Consider the following 18151-nt stretch of genomic DNA (forward strand, 5'->3'; position numbering starts at 1 on the left):
GGCGTTGCTCTGGACGGGACGGATGGTCCTGCCGTCGAGGCGGAGCTTGCGCTTGAAGCCGAGGCGGTGCTCGATCCTGTCACGGACGTGGCGGAAGATCTTGACGCGGGCGTGGCTCTGGACGGGGCGGATGGGCCCGCCGTCGAGGCGGAGCTTGCGCTCGAAGCCGAGGCCGCGCTCGATCCTGTTCTCGAGGTGGCCGCGGATTTGGACGGGGGCGTCGCCCTAGACGGGACGGATGGGCCCGCTGTTGAGGCGGAGCTCGCGCTCGAAGCCGAGGTGGATCTAGATCCTCTCGCGGTCGATGGACTGCTAGAACTGGCATCGGAATTCCTGATCGACGCAAGCGTCGAAGGTGAAGCCATGGATGCGGGCACCACATCGGAATTCGAGAACATCTTTGATGAAATCGGCTCGATTCCAAGCGTCGATCAGTCAGCCGGGGAATTCTACGATAGTGATGCGCTTGAAGTGTCGCTTGATCTGGCCAGCGACGAAACAATCTCGGCCTCAGGCGATATTTTTGAATCCGCAGAACTGGGCGGCGAGGTTTTGCTCTCGGAGGCGCAAGATATCTTGTCCCTACAGGATGAGATAACAGTCGAAGGCGAGGATTTGTCGTCAGTGGAGATAATATCGAGTTTCGATGCCACCATCTCTGACGGCTCGGACTCTGCTGAACTTTCGCTGCTCGATTTCAGCTCGGACGCAGGCACCTTGCTGGCCGTCGGTGACACATCTGATTCTGTGGACCTGAGTGCGAGCCTGGCGCCAGCAGCCATAACTACGACGTCTTCGACTTCGGTCACCTCAGGCAGCTTCAAAGGGCTCTTTGGCTAGGTCACTGTGGCAACTGGACGTCACCATGCCTCAGCGTTCCGCCCAACGCTCCGCGTATTTGATCACGAGGGGTGCTGAGGCCAGGCTGCTGAAAGGTTGTGGCTCACGGGAGCTAATCCATCCGCAGGTGGCCTATTGCCCTGGAAGAAATGGCGATCGCCAAAATCTTCCGAGCGTGCGGGCGCCGCGCTTTGCTGACGACGAGGCACACGAACTGTGCACAAGTTGAAATGTGGAGAAGATACGAGGCCGGTTGCGGTATGGCCTCACCATCTGCCTGATCTTCCTTCCTGTTTGGAAGGAAATGGCTCCGAGTAGGAGTACAACCAAATTTACATATTTATCTGAAAAATAGAAATAAAACTTGTAAAATTTCACCATAAAAATCTCGCGTTCCCCCGAAAATTCCCTCACTGTGAAGCGGAAAGGGGTAATTGCGGCCGGATGACGGCGGTAGGGCAAAACTTTCATCTATGGGCCGGTTTCACTCGCTGCGAACGCCGTGTCGTGGGACGAAACAGCCGTCTAACGAAGCGACTGTGAACGTCCGACTGCATCGGGCCCAGGAAGGCTTGTATAGGTAGTGCCACATGCTGCCAATTGCGCCTTACCGTCAGTCACTCTGGGTGTTGATAGACAACCTCGATTTTGCCTATGAGGGTCGCGTGGAACGCTTCGAGGCCTTTCAAGGGTATCCAATAATCCATATCGCTTCGAGTAACGACATGGTCGTGGACAAGGTGATCTAGGAGTCTCGCGCAGACTACGCAGCGAACGACGAAGCCTTCCCCATAAATCGGAACCAGCCAATCACGTGCGAGTTCGATGGCGTGCCCGCGGGTTGTGAAGGTGAGATATCGCTGCCTCACTCCAGCGGGCGGCACGAAAGCCGCTGAATCCAGCTCTTTGATTGCCCGGAGTTCTTCAGCGCTGACCGGGCGCCACAGCTCGATTATTTTGCCGCGATCCATACCTCTATCTCCAGAAGCACGAGCCTGAATAAGCTCGCAAATGCAAAATGGCCCGCTCCTGCTCTTTGGGAGGTAAGCTGGGCGGACCAGATGTAAAGGGCGCTAGCGATGTCTACCAGCAACTTCAGTTAAACAGCACCATCATTGAGAACAGGAAAACATTCGAAATTTAAATTGCCTTTACCGTATTTTGCATCTCCATAGCGACGGCTGACGACTCGCAACCTGCCCCCTTTGGCCGCCTCGCATCGATCAGCAGAAAGTCCGCTCTTTAGAAGCGAAAATCAGCGGCTGTGCGTCTTGTAAGGGTCGGTAGCCGCTAACGAATATCTGGCGTTTGATAGCCTTTGAGTTCAATTCTCACAGCGAGGAACGGTTTCGCTCCACGGTTAATTATCGCGTGAAGGCCCTCTGGTTCCGCCTGCATGGTGTGGCCGACTTCAAGAGCAGGTAGATCGAAGTGAGTAGCCCCTAGTTTTCTAGACGCCTTCCGCTTTCAAAAATTTGCTGTCGTTCGAACTGTGCGGGGGACAGCATCCCGTTCCTGACCTGCTTGCGCACCGGGTTATAGAACATCTCGATGTAATCGAACACGTCCAGCCGGGCTTCCTCGCGTGTTTTGTAGGTGCGACGCCGGATACGTTCGCGCTTTAGTGACGAGAAGAAGCTCTCGGCCACGGCATTGTCATGGCAGTTGCCTCGTCGGCTCATCGAGTGCTCAAGATTGTGAGCCCGGATGAAGGCGGCCCAGTCCATGCTGGTAAACTGCGAGCCCTGATCCGAGTGAATCAGTACCCGCTGCTTCGGTTTGCGCCGCCATACCGCCATGTGCAGCGCCTGCAACACCACATTGGTGGTCTGCCTGCTCTGCATCGACCAGCCCACCACGCGGCGGGAATAAAGATCGATCACGACCGCCAGATAGGCAAAGCCCTCCAGGGTGCGAATGTACGTGATGTCCGTCACCCAGGCCCGGTCTGGGGCCTCAACGTCGAACTGGCGATCCAGAGTGTTGTCGATCGCCAGGGACGGTTTGCCGCCATAGCTCCCCGGCCGGCGCTTGTAGCCGACCTGCGCCTTGATACCGGCCAGCCTGGTCAACCGGGCAACGCGGTTCGGACAGCAAGTCTCACCCTGATCCAGCAGATCCTCGTGCAGCTTGCGGTAGCCATAGACCTTGCCGCTGTCGTTCCAGGCTTGTCGGATCAGTTCCGTTTGCCGAGCATCCTCTTGAGCCCGATGACTCAGCGGGTGCTGTTGCCATGCATAGTAGCCGCTGGGTTGCACGGCCAGACACCGGCACATTGCCCGCACGCCAAAACGATCACGATGCTCAGCAATGAACGCGTATCTCACTTTGCATCTCTGGCGAAATACGCGGTGGCTTTCCTAAGAAACAGCTGTCTCGGGCTCTGACGGCAGTTCTTGGAGCGCAAAGCCGAAGGCCTTGGCGCGGCGCTGGAGATTGCCGATTACCCGGCTGCGATACCGTTCTTCATATTGGGCTGCACCCGGGTCACTATACGCCATCCCATGACGCAAAGCGTTGTAGAACAGCACGGCGAGCTTGCGCGCGGTGGCGGTCACAGCCTTGGCCTTTCCTGCCCTTGCAGACAGCCGGCGGTAAAATGCACCCAGCGCGGTATCAGTCCGGCCTATCGTGGTTGCCGCAAGGCGCAGTAGCGCCGCCGCTCGGCTCGATGATCGACGCGTTTTCGATGATAGCAGCTTGCCGCCCGATATCTTGTTGCCCGGCGCCAGGCAAAGCCATGATGTAAAGTGCTTTGAGCTTGGCCACGCCGCAAGGTCAGTGCCGCACTCTCCGACCAGCTTGAGGGCCAGCGATGGTCCAATGCCGTGGATCTGGGTCAGGTCTACTCCCAGCACGCGATAGCGCGCAGAACGAACTTCAAAATCCGGCGCGTTCACTTGTTTGGTCCTGGTCCGAATCTTGGGCAAACGGGCAATGTCGTACCCGTCGCCGCCTTCTAGGTCCCGGAGCGCAATCTCCAGCTTTCGGTCGCACTCCACGATCTTGAGCTGGTAAAAGTCGAACAGCGCAAGCGATTGGCACAGCGCGAAGACGTGTTCGTCGCGCCAGTTGCCGGTCAAGGCGGAACAGATTGTCTCGGTGCTGACATGACACCGAACGTCACGCATCTGGGCAAGGGTGGCGGGGTTGCGCTCGCCGTCGGCGATGGCGCGGATACCACGCATGCCTGTGGCGCCGGTGATGTCAGAGACGACGTGGTGCAGTTGCACATTCATCTCCATCAGCGCCTTCTGCATGTGCTGGATATGCGATGCCGAGTATTCGATCAGTCGCTCACGCTGCCGCATATAGGCGCGCAATGTGGCGACCCCGGCTTTGGGGCGAAAACTGCCACGCAGGAGACCGTAGCTGTGCAGCCGCTGAAGCCATGACGCATCATTCACATCCGTTTTGCGGCCGGGGACATTCTTTGCATACCGCGCATTGACGAGGATGACGTGGAACCCGTGCTCTTCCAGCACTTCGAAAGCTGGGATCCAGTAGACGCCGGTAGATTCCATCGCCACGCTTGTGACGCCGCATGCTTTGAACCACCGCGCCATGTCATGCAGGTCGCCGGTGAATGTGTTGAACGCGCGTACGGGCCGATCATCGGCGTCGGGATTGACCGCTGCCATGTGCATGGTCGATCCGATATCGATCGCCGCCGCGCCAGGCACAACCATCGGCATATCGCCGAGCTTCGCCGCTTTTGATCTACTCATTCCACATCTCCTCCAGAATGGGAGGGCATGGGCGATGCAAACCGTCATTTTCCTAACCGGGGTCGCCGCTGTGCGGCGCCACCACTCTCAAGTGCGCAACTGCCCACGGGCCACGTTTTTTAACGGGGTATCATGCCACCAATAAGCGAACGGCCGCGGCCCTCCTGGCGAGCAGTATAGCACGGCCCGTTTCTACCGCGCACAGGCGGGCTAAACCCGCGACCGTTTTTTAGGATGTCGCGCTCCTCGGTAACCCGGGCCAACTCGCGCTTCAACTGACGGATCTCGGCATCCTTGCTGGCATCGCCAGACAGCACCTTCGCCAGTTGCCGCTTCCAGGCATACAGCGAATGCTGACTGACGCCGAGCCGCTCAGAAACCTCGGCTACCGGATACCCACGTTCGGTGATTTGGGCCACCGCATCACGCTTGTACTCATCGCTGAAATTGGGCTTCCCCATCATCGCCTCCTGTCCTCAAAATTAGGATAGAAGGCGTCCAGAAATCTAGGGGCTACTCAGCCCTTGCGCAAAGCGGCCCAGGCGATCCGCGCCAGCTTATTGGCCAGGGCGACCACGGCAGCATTGCGGTGAACACCTCGTTCCAGCATCGCTTTGAGCCATCGCCCGAGCGGTGTGTCACTTCGAGAGATCGAGGGCAGGCTGGCCCTGGCACCATGGATCAGCAGGGTTCGCAAGTAGGTGTTGCCGCGTTTCGAGATGCCCAGCAGTCGTGGTTTGCCTCCGGTGGTATGCTGGCGTGGGACAAGACCAAGCCATGCCCCCAGATCTCGGGCCTTGGCGAAGCTACCGGCATTGCCGACCGCTGCGATCAGCGCGGTGGCGTTGAGCACCCCGATTCCGGGGATGGATGTCAGACGCCGGGCGGCGGCATCATTGCGGGCAAGTTCAACAAACTCGGCGTTCAGGCTCTCGATTTTCTCGTCGAGGTGTCGCCATTCTGTACGAAGATCGCCGATGAGCCGGCGAATTCGAGGGGACAACCCTGCCTCCCCCTGAAGGAGCAAAGCATCAACACCGAGTTCCAGCTTGCGGCGACCAACCGGAAAAATCGTGCCGCGCTCCAGCATGATGGCGCGCAACTGGTTGATCAGGCTCCTGCGCTCAGCCACCAAACGGGACCGGACGCGGTGAAGGGTGTGGATATCTAACTGATCCTGGCTTTTGAGTTCTACGAAGCGCATCGTCGAGCGTGATGCTGCCTCAGCGATGCCTTCGGCATCCCGGTCGTCATTTTTCTGCGCTTTCACGTAAGGGCGAACGTATTCCGGTGACATCAGCCGGATCTCGTGCCCATGACCGGCGAAGAGACGGCCCATATGATGAGCGCCGCAACACGCCTCCATCGCTACAATGCATGCTGGTAGCTTCGAGACGTAATCGATCAATGTTTGTCGGCGCATCGACCGGCGCAGGACAACCGCCCCGGTCGCATCCACACCGACGATGCTGCAAGCGTTCTTGCCCAGATCAACGCCAAGGATCACAATAGACATCGGTCCGTTCCTTTCCCTTCTCAAGCACCGGCATCATACCCGATGCCGGGGAAAAGGGGCGGGCCATCCTATAAAGCATGATCGCGGATGGGGGCGACGACGAATGAGGTACCCCGCCACGGAAAAGCTGGAGATCATCAAGATCGTCGAACAGTCACACCTGCCCGCCAGGCACACACTGGACAAGCTCGGCATTCCTCGCGGGACATTCTACCGCTGGTATGATCGCTTCCTCGAAGGCGGCCCTGAAGCGCTGGAAGATCGCCCCTCGGCACCGAGCCGGGTATGGAACCGTATCGGTGAGGATATCCGCGCGCAGATCGTCGAGATGGCGCTTGATGCGACCGAACTCTCCCCTCGCGAACTGGCCGTGCGCTTCACCGACGAGAAGCGCTACTTCGTGTCGGAAGCCACGGTTTACCGCCTTTTGAAGGCCCATGACCTGATCACCAGTCCGGCCTACACCGTGATCAAGGCCGCTGACCAGTTCCACACGAAGACCACCCGGCCGAACGAGATGTGGCAAACCGACTTCACCTACTTCAAGATCATCGGGTGGGGCTGGATGTACTTGTCGACCGTGCTCGACGACTATTCGCGCTACATTATCGCCTGGAAGCTGTGTACCAACATGCGCGCCGAGGACGTCACTGACACGCTGGACTTGGCCCTCAAGGCATCGGGCTGCGACAGCGCCACGGTCCTGCACAAGCCCCGGCTACTATCCGACAACGGCCCCAGTTACATCGCAGGCGAACTCGCCGAGTACATCAAGGCCCAGCAGATGAGTCACGTCCGTGGCGCCCCGTTGCATCCGCAAACGCAGGGCAAGATCGAGCGCTGGCACCAGACCTTGAAGAATCGCATCCTGTTGGAAAACTACTTCCTGCCCGGCGACCTCGAGGCCCAGATCGAGACGTTCGTGGAGCACTACAATCACCAGCGCTACCACGAGAGCCTGAGCAACGTGACGCCCGCTGACGTCTACTTCGGCAGGGCTCCCGCCATCATCAAGCGTCGCGAAACCATCAAGCGAAAAACCATCGCACATCGCCGCTTGCTTCACCGCAAGCTTGCCGCCTAACATCAACCCCCAGACGAGGCTCGCTCTCCGCTAATCCACGCCCTGATCTGTGCCAAATGTTTCGACGACGGACAAGAACGACTATTTGCGGACGAGACTACGGCGCCGGTGCTCGATCCGGGGCGTGGGCGAACCAAAACCGGCGAGCTATGGGCCTATGCCCGCGATGACCGACATTGGGGCGGCGATGATCCGCCGATGGTCGCCTATGTCTATTCAGCCGATCGCAAGGTCGAACGGGCAGAAGCGCATCTCGGTGATTTTGCAGGTATCCTGCAGGTCGATGGCTATGGCGGCTATGCCGCGCTCGCCAGGCGTCGCCAGCAGATCAGCCTCGCATTTTGCTGGGCACACGTCCGACGCAAGTTCTACGAGCTGGCCGACAACTCGCCGGTGGCAACGGAAGTGCTGCGTCGCGTCGCCTTGCTCTATGCCATCGAAGAAGAGGCGCGAGGATTATCGGCGGAGCAACGCCGGACTGTTCGCAACGACCGCAGCCGCATCATGGTCGATGATCTTCGCCAGTATCTCGAAGCCCGCAATCGCCAGGTCAGCGCCAAAAGCAAGCTTGGCGAAGCGATCAGCTACGCGCTCACCCGCTGGGATAGGCTGTCACGCTTCCTCGACGATGGCCGCATCGACCTCGACAGCAACACCGTCGAACGCTCTATCCGGCCCCTCGCGCTGAACCGCAAGAATGCCCTGTTCGCCGGTTCCGACGAAGGTGGCGACAACTGGGCGGTGATCGCTACGCTCATCGAAAACTGCAAGCTCTCCGGCATCAACCCGCACATCTGGCTGACCGATACGCTGACCAGCCTGGCCAACGGTCATCCTGCGAACGGCGTCGCCGAACTCATGCCCTGGACCGCCGTGGGCTGAGAACACCGCTAACGGGCCTTCATATTCGATCTCATGAAAAACGAACGATCAGCGGCGAATAAAGCCCATGTTACGGGAGCGAGTAGCCTACAGTGGCCTGGGCGATAAGGTGCTCCTCATTGCCCTGCCAGACTCGCACATCGACCGTGGCCAGTCGGCGACCCAGCTTTAATAATCGGGCGTCTGCAATGATCGTCTCCATTTTGCAGGCGCGGAGGAAGGAGATGGACAAACCGTTTGTTACTGCCATCTCCTTTCGCCCATGGTGAGCGATAATCACCGCATAGGCTGCAACATCGGTAAGTGCCATGAGCGTTGGACCCGCTACGATCCCGCCGGGCCGACCCATGCTTGCGTTAGGATCGAGGGTCATGCGGACACGCCCAGCTTGAACACCGACCACTGAGCCAAGGGACGCGCGCGTTTCGCTCGGAAACGCGCCATCGAGAAACTCGGTAAGTTCGCTTAGTGTCAGACAGGGATTCATGGCATCCAATCAGTTAAAAAGTTTGACCTTCAAGACACTCATTAGCGGTTGAGGTTGCTCCAACGGAGGTCGTGTCCCACGGGGTGGTGTAGGAACCGTCGATCTACGGCAGGATCGGGTTCAGGTCAGGCGGCCAGTGCTGGCAAGCTGACAATGGGGTTATGGCTCACCGAGCCGAGAGTTTCCAGCGTCATGTAACGGCGCGATACGGCCCACTCATCGTTTTGCTCCAGCATGAGCGCTCCGGCGAGACGAACGACGGCAGCGTCATTCGGGAATATGCCGATCACGTCGGCCCTCCGCTTGATTTCTTTGTTGACCCTTTCCAGCGGGTTGGTGGACGAGATCTGCGCCCAATGATCCTTGAGGGAGGCGATGTAGGCGAGCACGTCCTCGCGTGATGCCTCCATCATGTCGGCCAGCCTTGGGAACTTCTCGCGCAGGGCATCTGCAACTTGGTCCCACTGCTGGTGCGCTGCCTCGGCCGTTTCCTGCGCGAAGATGGTCTTGATCATGGCAATGACAGCGGGTCGTTGTTTCGGCGCGGCATGGGCGAACGCATTGCGCATCCAGTGCACTCGGCAGCGCTGCTGGCTCGCGGAAAATACCTTGCTGGCGGCGGCGCGCAGCCCTTTGTGATCGTCGGCGATGACCAGCTTCACACCGCGCAGGCCGCGATCCGCCAGAGAGCGCAGGAAGGCTTTCCAGAAAGGTTCGGCTTCCGACGGGCCGGTGGCCACGCCCAGCACCTCCCGTCGGCCATCGGTGTTGACGCCCACCGCGATTATCACCGCCGTCGAGACAATCCCTCCGCCCTCGCGCACTTTGAGGTAGGTGGCGTCGATCCATAGATAGGGCCACTCGCCTTCAATCGGTCGCGTGAGGAAGGCATTCACCCGCTCGTCGATCTCGGCAACCAAACGGCTGACCTGACTCTTCGAAACACCGCTGGCGCCCATCGCCTTGACCAGATCGACGAGCGAACGCGTCGAGACGCCGTGGACATAGGCTTCCTGGATCACTGCCGCCAAAGCCTTCTCGGCGGTGCGGCGCGGCTCCAGGAAGCTCGGGAAGTAGCTGCCCTTGCGCAGCTTCGGGATTGCTAGTTCGATGCGCCCGGCGCGCGTATCCCAACTGCGCTCGCGGTAGCCGTTGCGGTGGTTCAGCCGCTCCGGGCTGCGTGATCCGCAAGGCACGCCCGTCTTCGCCTCGATTTCCAGATCCATCATGCGCTCTGCGGCGAAAACCAGCATCTCACGCACCAAATCACTATCAGCCCCTTGCTCAATCAGCTCAACAAGGGCCATTCTGTCGTCGGTCGGCGTCTTCTTCTCCAGGTTCGAGTTCGCATCCGAACCCTACCAGAAGATCGACGGTGGCCACCCTCTCAGGGAAACCTTCCTACACCACCCCGTGGGACACGACCCGCCAGGCGGGCCATCATGGTGGCAAAGCTGCATCGGACGACAAGCATAGTTGCGCAATTTGGCATTCTCGGGCGCGGCCATGACCGAAAAAGCTGGACACCATGCCTGAAATCGCCGCTCCGTCCGAAATGATCGCCACCACCCCGTCCGTCGATGAGCCCGGCCCGCCGCTTGCCGCGCCCCCGGAGCAGGCCTCGCGGATGGGCTGGTTCGTGCTCATCATGCTGATGTGCGTCTACAGTTTCAGCTGGATGGACCGCTTCCTGCTGGTGATCCTGATCGATCCGATCAGCAAGGACCTGCACGTCTCGAACACGCAGATCGGCCTGTTCACCGGCTTTGGCGCCTCGCTGCTCTATTCGCTGGCGGGCTTTCCCATTGCGCGGCTGGCCGACCGGGCCTCGCGCACGCGGATCGTTTCGGGCGTGCTGGGCGCCTGGAGCGGGCTGACCGTGGCGACCGCGGCGGTGGGTTCGTTCTTCACGCTGCTGCTCACGCGGTTTGGCATCGCGATTGCTTCGGCGGGGTGTTCGCCGGCGGCTTATTCGCTGATTTCGGACTATTTTCCGGCGCGTTCGCGCGGGACGGCGATCGCCATCTATTCGCTGGGCATTCCGGGCGTGCTTTTCGCGATCGTGCTCGCCTTCGTGCTCAAGGAGCCCCGGCGCGGGCGGTTCGATACCGGGGGCGAGGAGGTCCACCGCCACTTTACCGCGCGCGAGGCGAGCGGGTTCTTCCTCAAGAACCGGGGCTTCATGGCCATCGCTTTCGGCTTCGGGCTGATCGCCTGCGCGACTTCGGCGTTCGAGAACTGGATTCCGACCTACCTGATCCGCGCCGATGGTCTCAGCGCGACCGAAGTGGGCGCGATCAGCGGGCTGTTTCAGGGTTTGACCGGGATCGTTGGCGCGCTCGGCTTCGGTATCCTCGCCGACGTGTTCGCCCGCCGCGACGAGCGCTGATACGTGTGGATTCCGCTGCTGTGCACCGCGGTGACGACGCCGCTGATCGTGCTGTTCTTCCACCTGCCCCAGAAGGGCGCCTACACCTGCTACTTCTTGATCGAGCTGTTCGTCTCGGGTTACTCGGCCCCGCTGTTCGCGGCGAGCCCGATGCTCTTGCCTCCGCGCCTGCGCGCGCTGGGGATGGCGACGGTGCTGTTCGTGCTCAACGTCGTGGGGCAGGGCATGGGGCCGTTCCTGACCGGCTTCATCAGCGACCGGATCGGCACTGGCCCGGCCGGCGGGCTGGGCCTTTCGATTGCGCTGATGCAGGTTTTCGGGGTCCTGGGGGCGGGCATCCTGCTGCTCGCCGTACCGGCCTTCCGCAAGCGCGAAGGCTGATCCGGGGGCGGGAGAGGCCCATCGCCCTCGCGCTCCCCGACGGTCGAGCGCCGCTTCCTTGGCCTTCGAACGCACGAAAAAGGGGCCGGGCGGACCATCGCGTCCGGCCCCTTTTCGATGGCTCGCAGCCCGGCGATCAGGCCAGCACGATGTCCCTGAGCGCGCTCACTTCCGCGCTGTCACCCAGGATCAGGCCGACGCGCTGGTGCAGGCTCTTGGGCTGGATGTCGAGCACACGGCCCTCGCCGTCGATCGAGCTGCCGCCGGCCTGTTCGATCAGCAGGCTCATCGGGTTGGCTTCGTAGAGCAGGCGCAGGCGGGCCTTGCCCGGCGTGCGGCTGTCGGAGGGGTAGAGGAAGATCCCGCCGCGCTTGAGGATGCGGTGCACGTCGGCGACCATCGAACCGGTCCAGCGCATGTTGAAGGCGCGCCCGCACGGGGCCTTCTCATAAGTCAGGCGATCATCGACGTAGCGCACGATCTCGGGCGACCACTGCGGGCGGCGCGCCATGTTGATGCCCACTTCGCAGTTCCCCGAGGGGATCTTGATCGGCCCGTCGGTCATGATCCAAGCGCCCAGTTCGCGGTCGAGCGTGAATTCGTAGACGCCCGAGCCGATGGTCAGCACCAGCAGCGTCTGCGGGCCATAGATCGCGTAGCCCGAAGCGGCCTGTTCGGTGCCCGGCTGGAGAAAATCCTCTTCACGCACTTCGCGCCCCGCGCATTCGGGCGGTGCGCGCAGCACCGAGAAGATCGTGCCGACCGAAAGATCGACGTCGACGTTGCTCGACCCGTCGATCGGATCGTAGACGAGAAGGTATTCGCCGCGCGGGAAGCGGTTGGGAATGGGGTGGATGGTGTTCATTTCCTCGGACGCCATGCCAGCCAGGTGCCCGCCCCATTCGTTCGCGTCCACCAGGAGATCGTTGGCCAGCACGTCGAGCTTCTTCTGGACTTCGCCCTGCACGTTCTCGGTGCCCAGGCTCCCCAGCACGTCGCCCAGCGCGCCCTTGGAGATGGCGTGGTTGATCGCCTTGCAGGCGCGCGCCACGGTTTCGATCAGCAGGCGCAGTTCGGCCGGGCAGGTAGAATTGGGCTGGCGTTGCTGCTCAAGAAGGAAGCGGGTGAGAGTGACTGATTTCATAATGGCTTCCTTACTTCCCAACGATGGACAATTCCATTTTCTCCGGCCTGTATGTCGCTTTGACTGCGTTAGACTGCATTTTTCAAGAGGCGAGCGACTTCGGGCCCATGAACGAAGGTGACGGCTTGCGCAATTGCATCTTCATCGGGACGGATACCGGTATAGAGCACGAACTGTTCGATCGCTTGAAGCACGATGACCTGTGCTCCGGTGACGGCGGACTTGCCGGCGGCTTGGGCCGCCTTGATGAAAGGCGTGCGGGCAGGCTGGGCAACGACGTCGAAGGCGAGCGTCGAAGCCGCGATATGCGCTTCGGGAAAGGCGAGCGTATCGGCCTCGGCGCCTTCCATGCCGAGCGGGGTGACGTTGACGAGCAGACCCGCGCCGGGCTCGGGCAGTTCGGGGCTCCAGGCAAAGCCGTATTGCGCGGCCAGCGCGGGACCGGCCTTGGCGTTGCGCGCCACGATCGTGCCTTGCGCAAAGCCCGCATCGCGCAGCGCCGCGGTCACCGCCTTGGCCATGCCGCCGCTGCCGCGCAGCACGAAGGGCGTGGCCGGATCGAGCCCGCTGCGTTCGATCAGATCGCGCACCGCAACGTAATCTGTGTTGTAACCGGTGAGCTTCCCGTCGTCGTTGACGATGGTGTTGACGCTGTCGATCGCGAGCGCGGACGGTTCGAGCGCGTCGAGCATCGGGATCACCGCTTCCTTGAACGGCATCGAGATCGCGCAGCCGCGCACCGAGAGCGCGCGAACGCCCGCGATGGCGCCCGCCAGATCGGTGGGCGCGAACGACTTGTAGACGTAGTCGAGCCCGAGCAGGCCGTAGAGCGTGTTGTGCAGGCGCGACCCCGCGTTACCGGGGCGCGCGGAAAGCGAAAGGCACAGGCGCGTGTCACGCCCGATCGACTGTTTGCTGAGGAAGGGCAGCTCGGGGGACGCGGTCATGGGACGGGTTTCCTGCGTTCGGAAGAATGGGAAAAAGGGCGCGGGGTGGGGGCGGTCAGGCGGGTGTCGGTGTGGGCGTGCGCGGCGCGCTCGATCCGCGGGCGATCAGCCGTCCGGCGAGCACGACCTTGCGCGCGGGCGCCTCGGCATGGTCGAGCCTATCGAGCAGCATGGTCATCGCGGTGCGGCCGATTTCCTCGACCGGCTGCTCGATGACGCTGAGCCCGGCGCCGACGAACTCCATCCAGTCGTTGTTGTCGAACCCGGCGAGCGCGATGTCGCCGGGGACCGAGAGGCCGAGATCGCGCAGCGCGCCCAGCACGCTGAGCAGCAGCACGCCGTTGCTGGCGAGCAGCGCGTCCGGCCGGTCGGCGGCGGTGAGGCGTTCGTTCACCATGCGCTGCGCGGTGGCGGTGTCGTGCGGGACGGCGATCGCCTCGGCGTCGAGGCCGAGATCGTGCATCGCGCGCTCGAACCCGGCGCGCCGTTCGATGCCGGTACTGCTCGCTGAACCGAACAGCCCGGTGATGCGCCGGTGGCCCTGTTCGTGGAGGTGGCGCACGAGCTGTTCGGCCATCGCGTCGTTATCGAGCAGCACACTGTCGAGCGCGCGGCCGGGCAGGCTGCGATCGATCAGGATCAGCGGGTAGTCGGGCGTGGACAGCGCGCTCTTGTGCGGGTGCTGGCGGCAGGGGGCGAGTATCACGCCGGTCACGCGCTCTTCGTGCATGAGTTCGAGGTAGGCGGCTTCCTTGGCCGGGTCCTCGTCGGTGTTGCACAGGATCACGCGCATCCCGCGCGCGGCGGCGAGGCTTTCGATCGCGCGCGAGACCGCGGTGAAGAACGGGTTGCGGATGTCGGCGACGATGAGCCCGATGGTGTTGGTGTGCTGCGAGCGCAGGCGCCGCGCGGCGAGATTGGGGCGGTAGCCGGTGGACTTGACCGCAGCCAGCACGCGCTCGTGCATGGCGGGATCGACGCTGCGCCCCGACAGCACGCGCGAGACGGTTGCCGGGGAGACTTGGGCGATGCGCGCCACGTCCTTGATTCCCACTGCCATCAGGATTTCGCCATTTGAGAAATCGTTCTCACATTATTGGGCGTTGAGCCCCTCTCCGAAGGGCCGACTATGCAACGTGACTGCCCTTTTTTGCAAGGCCTCTTGACAAATCGTTTCAGAAAACGTTTTCTCATGCTCGTAAAGACCCGTCGCAAAAACGGTCAGGAGAGGCCTGAATGCTCGCAGATGCGCCCACCTCGGGGGTCGAGGAACTGGTTCGGATAGACGCCCGCGTGGTGAACAAGGTCGATGCGATTCGCCAGGTCGGTCAATTGCTCGCCGCCGCGGGGTGTGTTTCACCCGATTACGAAGACAGCATGGTCGCGCGCGAGGAAATCGCCAACACGTTCCTGGGCGCCGGGGTCGCAATCCCGCACGGCCTGGGTGAGGACAAGGGCAAGGTCCGGCGCGATGGCATTGCCATTCTCCAGCTGCGCGACGGGGTGGAATGGAACCCCGGCCAGCGCGCGCACATCGTGGTGGGCATCGCGGCCAATTCGGACAACCACATCGCCATCCTGCGCCGCCTGACCCGCCTGATCCAGGACGAGGCGCGGCTCGAGGATCTGCGCACGACCGGAAACCCCGACGATTTCCGCCGCGCGCTCTGGGCCGACGAGGCGGCGGCGACAACTGCGGCGCAGCCGGCCCGTGACTATTCGCAAACCGTGTCGTGGACGCTTGACTACCCAACCGGGCTCCACGCTCGTCCGGCTTCGGCCTGGGTCGAGGCCGCACGGTCCTCCGGCGTACGCTTGCGCGTGCGTCATGGCGGGGAAAGCGCCGACCCCAGCAGCCTCATCGCCCTCCTCCAGATGGGGCTGCGCTGCGGGGATCCGGTGACTTTCTCCGCCGAAGGGGCCGGGGCGCGGCCGGCGCTCGAAGCGTTCGTGGCCCGCGTGCGTTCGCTCAGCGGGCGTGAAAAGGCCGATGCGGAGCGCGCCGCGCAAAAGGCCAGTGCGCCGGTCCAGGGCTGGAAGCCGCAAGGCGAGGCGCGCATGATCGCGGGCGTCGCGGCGAGCCCTGGCCTCGCGATCGGCACCGTGCACGTGCTCGCCGCGCACGATCTGAGCGTGCCCGATCAGCCGTGCGATCTGGTCAGTGGGGGCACGGCGCTCAACACCGCGCTCACCCGCACCCGCGCGCAGATGAAGGCGCTGATCGATGACACCACGCGCCGGCTGGGCGCGGGCGATGCGGCGATCTTCCGCGCGCAGGCCGAACTGCTCGACGATACCGACCTCATCACCCTGACCTGCCAGATCATGGTCGAAGGGCACGGCGTCGCCTGGGCCTGGCACGAGGCGGTCAGCCGCATCGCGGGCCAGCTCTCGGCGCTCGGCAATCCGGTGCTTGCCGCGCGCGCGGCCGATCTGCACGATGTCGGACGCCGCGTGCTCGCCGAACTCGATCCGTCGCTGGCGGCGGGCACCATGGCCGATCTGCCCGAGGCGCCGTGCATCCTCGTCGCCGCGGACCTTTCGCCGTCCGAAACCGCGACGCTCGACACCGCGCGCGTGGCTGGGATTGCCACCGCGCTCGGCGGGCCGACCTCGCACAGCGCGATCCTTGCGCGCACGCTCGGCCTGCCCTCGGTCGTCGCGGGGGGCGCGGATCTGCTGGGTGTGGCGAGCGGCACGCTGGCCATCGTCGATGGCGATGGCGGGCGGGTCTGGGTCGATCCGGGCGAGGCGGATCTCGCCTCGGCGCGCGACTGGATCGACCGGCTCGCCGCCGAACGCGTCAGCCAGGAGGCCGAACGCGGCCAGCCCGCGATCACCCTTGACGGCACGTCGATCGAAGTCGCCGCTAACGTCAACCGGCCCGACCAGGTCGCCTTCGCGCTTGCGCAAGGGGGCGAGGGCGTGGGGCTGATGCGCACCGAATTCCTTTTCCTCGAAAGCGGCGATACGCCCAGTGAAGATGAACAGGCTGCGATCTATCTCGCCATGGCCGAAGCGCTCGACGCACGCTCGCTGATCGTGCGCGCGCTCGACATCGGGGGCGACAAGCAGGTCCCGCATCTCGATCTTCCGGTCGAGGAAAACCCGTTCCTCGGCGTGCGCGGCGCGCGGCTGCTGCTGCGCCGTCCCGACCTGCTCGACCCGCAGCTGCGCGCGCTTTACCGCGCGGCGAAGCAGGGCGGTGCGCTGTCGATCATGTTCCCGATGATCACCTCGCTCGAGGAACTGGTCGAACTGCGCGCGCGCTGCGAGGCGATCCGCGCCGAGCTGGACGCGCCGCACGTGCCGATCGGCATCATGATCGAAGTGCCCGCCGCCGCGGTGCAGGCGCATGTCCTGGCCGGGCACGCCGACTTCTTCTCGATCGGGACCAACGATCTCACCCAGTACGTGCTGGCGATGGACCGCCAGAACCCCGAACTCGCAGCGCAAGCGCAAAGCCTGCACCCGGCCGTGCTGCGGATGATCGCGATGACGATCGAAGGCGCGAAGGCGCATGGCCGCTGGGTCGGCGTGTGCGGCGGTATCGCGGGCGATCCCTTCGGCGCGGCGCTGCTGGCCGGGCTCGGCGTCAGCGAACTTTCGATGACCCCGCGGGACATTCCCGCGGTCAAGGCGCGTATCCGCCAGAGCCGGATCGAAGACCTTCAGGCTCTGGCGCGCCAGGCGCTGGCCGCGCGCGACGTGGCGGCGGTGCGCGCGCTCGACACGGGCGGGATCGGGCAGGGCGCGGGCGCGCCGGGAAAGGCAGCGTGATGCGTGTACTGACGGTTACCTTCAACCCGGCGATCGACCAGACGGTGACGCTCGACCGGCTCGTTCCGGGCGAGGTTCACCGCGCCCACGCGGTGCGCCAGAACGCGGGCGGCAAGGGTGTCAACGTCGCCAGTTGCCTGGCCGACTGGGGCTTGGCCGTCGCGGCCTATGGCCTGCTCGGCTCGGACAACGCAGCCTCGTTCGACGCGCTGCTCGGCGCCAAGCGGATCGAGGATCGCTTCATCCGCATTCCCGGCGCAACGCGGGTCAACTTGAAGCTGGTCGATGCCGCCGGGACCACCGACATCAACCTCGATGGCATCGCGATCGACCTTGGCCGGGCCGAAATGGTCGCCGCCACGATTGGCGAGGCGGCGCAGGCGGACGATATCGTCGTGCTCGCCGGAAGCCTGCCGCCGGGGTGCCCGCCCGACACCTATGCCGCGCTGACCCGTCGTCTTTCCGCAAAGGGCTGCCGCGTGGTGCTCGACACCAGCGGCCTGCCGCTCAAGTGTGCGCTCGAAAGGCCGGTGCTGCCGCGCGTGATCAAGCCCAACCGCCACGAACTGGCGCAGTTCCTCGGGCGCGATCTGCCCGATGGCGCCGCGCTGGTCGCCGCTGCGCGCGCTTTGCAGGCACGCGGCTTGGGGCTGGTCGTGGTCTCGATGGGCGAGGACGGCGCGCTGTTCGTCAGCCGCGAGGGCGCGCTTTGCGCACGGCTCGCCATCGGCCGCCTGGCGAGCACGGTGGGGGCGGGCGATGCGATGGTCGCCGGGATCGTCGCGGCGCTGGCGCAAGGGGCTTCGCTTGAGCGCACCGCGCGTCTCGCCACCGCCTTTGCCGTTGCCAAACTCGGCATGGCCGGGCCCAATCTTCCCGATCTTGCCAGCGTCGAGGCGCTGGCGCCGAGGTCGTCATCGCGCCCGTGAACGCGGGGGACGCCCGTGGCGAAGTGCTGAGCGCAGGAGAACAG

General features: G+C 63.3%; 13 protein-coding genes and 4 pseudogenes. 7 read left to right on the plus strand and 10 right to left on the minus strand.

Annotated features, from left to right (window positions below):
- Positions 1-840: hypothetical protein (locus MBENS4_RS16035; protein WP_039392813.1), on the plus strand; the 840-nt coding region annotated here is incomplete at its 5' end.
- A 617-nt stretch (positions 841-1457) separates the two neighbouring features.
- Here the strand turns inward: MBENS4_RS16035 and MBENS4_RS24250 are convergent.
- The 5 genes and pseudogenes from MBENS4_RS24250 to MBENS4_RS16060 form a co-directional block, all read right to left on the minus strand.
- Complete coding sequence (locus MBENS4_RS24250) at positions 1458-1811, minus strand: hypothetical protein (protein ID WP_052322456.1); 354 nt, start codon at positions 1809-1811, stop codon at positions 1458-1460.
- A gap of 471 nt (positions 1812-2282) precedes the next feature.
- A pseudogene (locus MBENS4_RS16045) lies at positions 2283-3200 on the minus strand (IS3 family transposase); the annotation flags it as partial.
- Positions 3201-4568 (minus strand): IS110 family transposase, encoded by a 1368-nt coding sequence (locus MBENS4_RS16050; protein ID WP_039392815.1) that lies wholly within the window; start codon positions 4566-4568, stop codon positions 3201-3203.
- 218 nt (positions 4569-4786) lie between these two features.
- Positions 4787-5029, minus strand: a pseudogene (locus MBENS4_RS16055) (transposase); the annotation flags it as partial.
- Positions 5030-5085: 56 nt separating this feature from the next.
- Positions 5086-6084 carry an IS110 family transposase gene (locus MBENS4_RS16060; protein WP_039392816.1) on the minus strand — a complete coding sequence of 333 codons (999 nt, stop codon included), beginning with the start codon at positions 6082-6084 and terminating at the stop codon, positions 5086-5088.
- Positions 6085-6157: 73 nt separating this feature from the next.
- Here MBENS4_RS16060 and MBENS4_RS16065 point away from each other — a divergent pair.
- Together MBENS4_RS16065 and tnpC are read left to right on the plus strand one after the other, a co-directional pair.
- Positions 6158-7168, plus strand: a pseudogene (locus MBENS4_RS16065) (IS3 family transposase); the annotation flags it as partial.
- 78 nt (positions 7169-7246) lie between these two features.
- Positions 7247-8050: pseudogene (tnpC, locus tag MBENS4_RS16070) on the plus strand (IS66 family transposase); the annotation flags it as partial.
- Positions 8051-8120: 70 nt separating this feature from the next.
- Here the strand turns inward: tnpC and MBENS4_RS16075 are convergent.
- Positions 8121-8537, minus strand: coding sequence for a hotdog domain-containing protein (locus tag MBENS4_RS16075; RefSeq protein WP_039395157.1), 417 nt, complete (start codon positions 8535-8537; stop codon positions 8121-8123).
- Positions 8538-8662: 125 nt separating this feature from the next.
- Complete coding sequence (locus MBENS4_RS16080; RefSeq protein ID WP_039392818.1) at positions 8663-9844, minus strand: IS256 family transposase; 1182 nt, start codon at positions 9842-9844, stop codon at positions 8663-8665.
- A gap of 221 nt (positions 9845-10065) precedes the next feature.
- On the opposite strand from MBENS4_RS16080, the gene MBENS4_RS16085 reads away from it, so the two are divergent.
- Both MBENS4_RS16085 and MBENS4_RS16090 read left to right on the plus strand, forming a co-directional pair.
- Entirely contained in the window at positions 10066-10926 is an 861-nt protein-coding gene (locus tag MBENS4_RS16085; protein WP_039392819.1) for an MFS transporter, read from the plus strand.
- A 3-nt stretch (positions 10927-10929) separates the two neighbouring features.
- Positions 10930-11307, plus strand: a complete 378-nt coding sequence (locus MBENS4_RS16090) for a hypothetical protein (RefSeq protein WP_039392820.1) — start codon at positions 10930-10932, stop codon at positions 11305-11307.
- A gap of 136 nt (positions 11308-11443) precedes the next feature.
- On the opposite strand, the gene MBENS4_RS16095 is transcribed toward MBENS4_RS16090, so the two are convergent.
- The 3 genes from MBENS4_RS16095 to MBENS4_RS16105 form a co-directional block, all read right to left on the minus strand.
- Positions 11444-12451 carry a class 1 fructose-bisphosphatase gene (locus MBENS4_RS16095; protein WP_039392821.1) on the minus strand — a complete coding sequence of 336 codons (1008 nt, stop codon included), beginning with the start codon at positions 12449-12451 and terminating at the stop codon, positions 11444-11446.
- A gap of 68 nt (positions 12452-12519) precedes the next feature.
- Positions 12520-13398 carry a shikimate 5-dehydrogenase gene (locus tag MBENS4_RS16100; protein WP_039392822.1) on the minus strand — a complete coding sequence of 293 codons (879 nt, stop codon included), beginning with the start codon at positions 13396-13398 and terminating at the stop codon, positions 12520-12522.
- A 55-nt stretch (positions 13399-13453) separates the two neighbouring features.
- Positions 13454-14458 (minus strand): LacI family DNA-binding transcriptional regulator, encoded by a 1005-nt coding sequence (locus tag MBENS4_RS16105; protein WP_039392823.1) that lies wholly within the window; start codon positions 14456-14458, stop codon positions 13454-13456.
- Positions 14459-14634: 176 nt separating this feature from the next.
- Here MBENS4_RS16105 and ptsP point away from each other — a divergent pair, with 176 nt between their 5' ends.
- Complete coding sequence (gene ptsP / locus MBENS4_RS16110; RefSeq protein WP_039392824.1) at positions 14635-17178, plus strand: phosphoenolpyruvate--protein phosphotransferase; 2544 nt, start codon at positions 14635-14637, stop codon at positions 17176-17178.
- Entirely contained in the window at positions 17178-18107 is a 930-nt protein-coding gene (gene pfkB / locus MBENS4_RS16115) for a 1-phosphofructokinase (protein ID WP_039392825.1), read from the plus strand. Before ptsP ends, pfkB begins: the two co-directional genes overlap by 1 nt.
- Positions 18108-18151 lie beyond the last annotated feature (44 nt).

The sequence above is a fragment of the Novosphingobium sp. MBES04 genome (assembly GCF_000813185.1).
Lineage (GTDB): Bacteria > Pseudomonadota > Alphaproteobacteria > Sphingomonadales > Sphingomonadaceae > Novosphingobium > Novosphingobium decolorationis.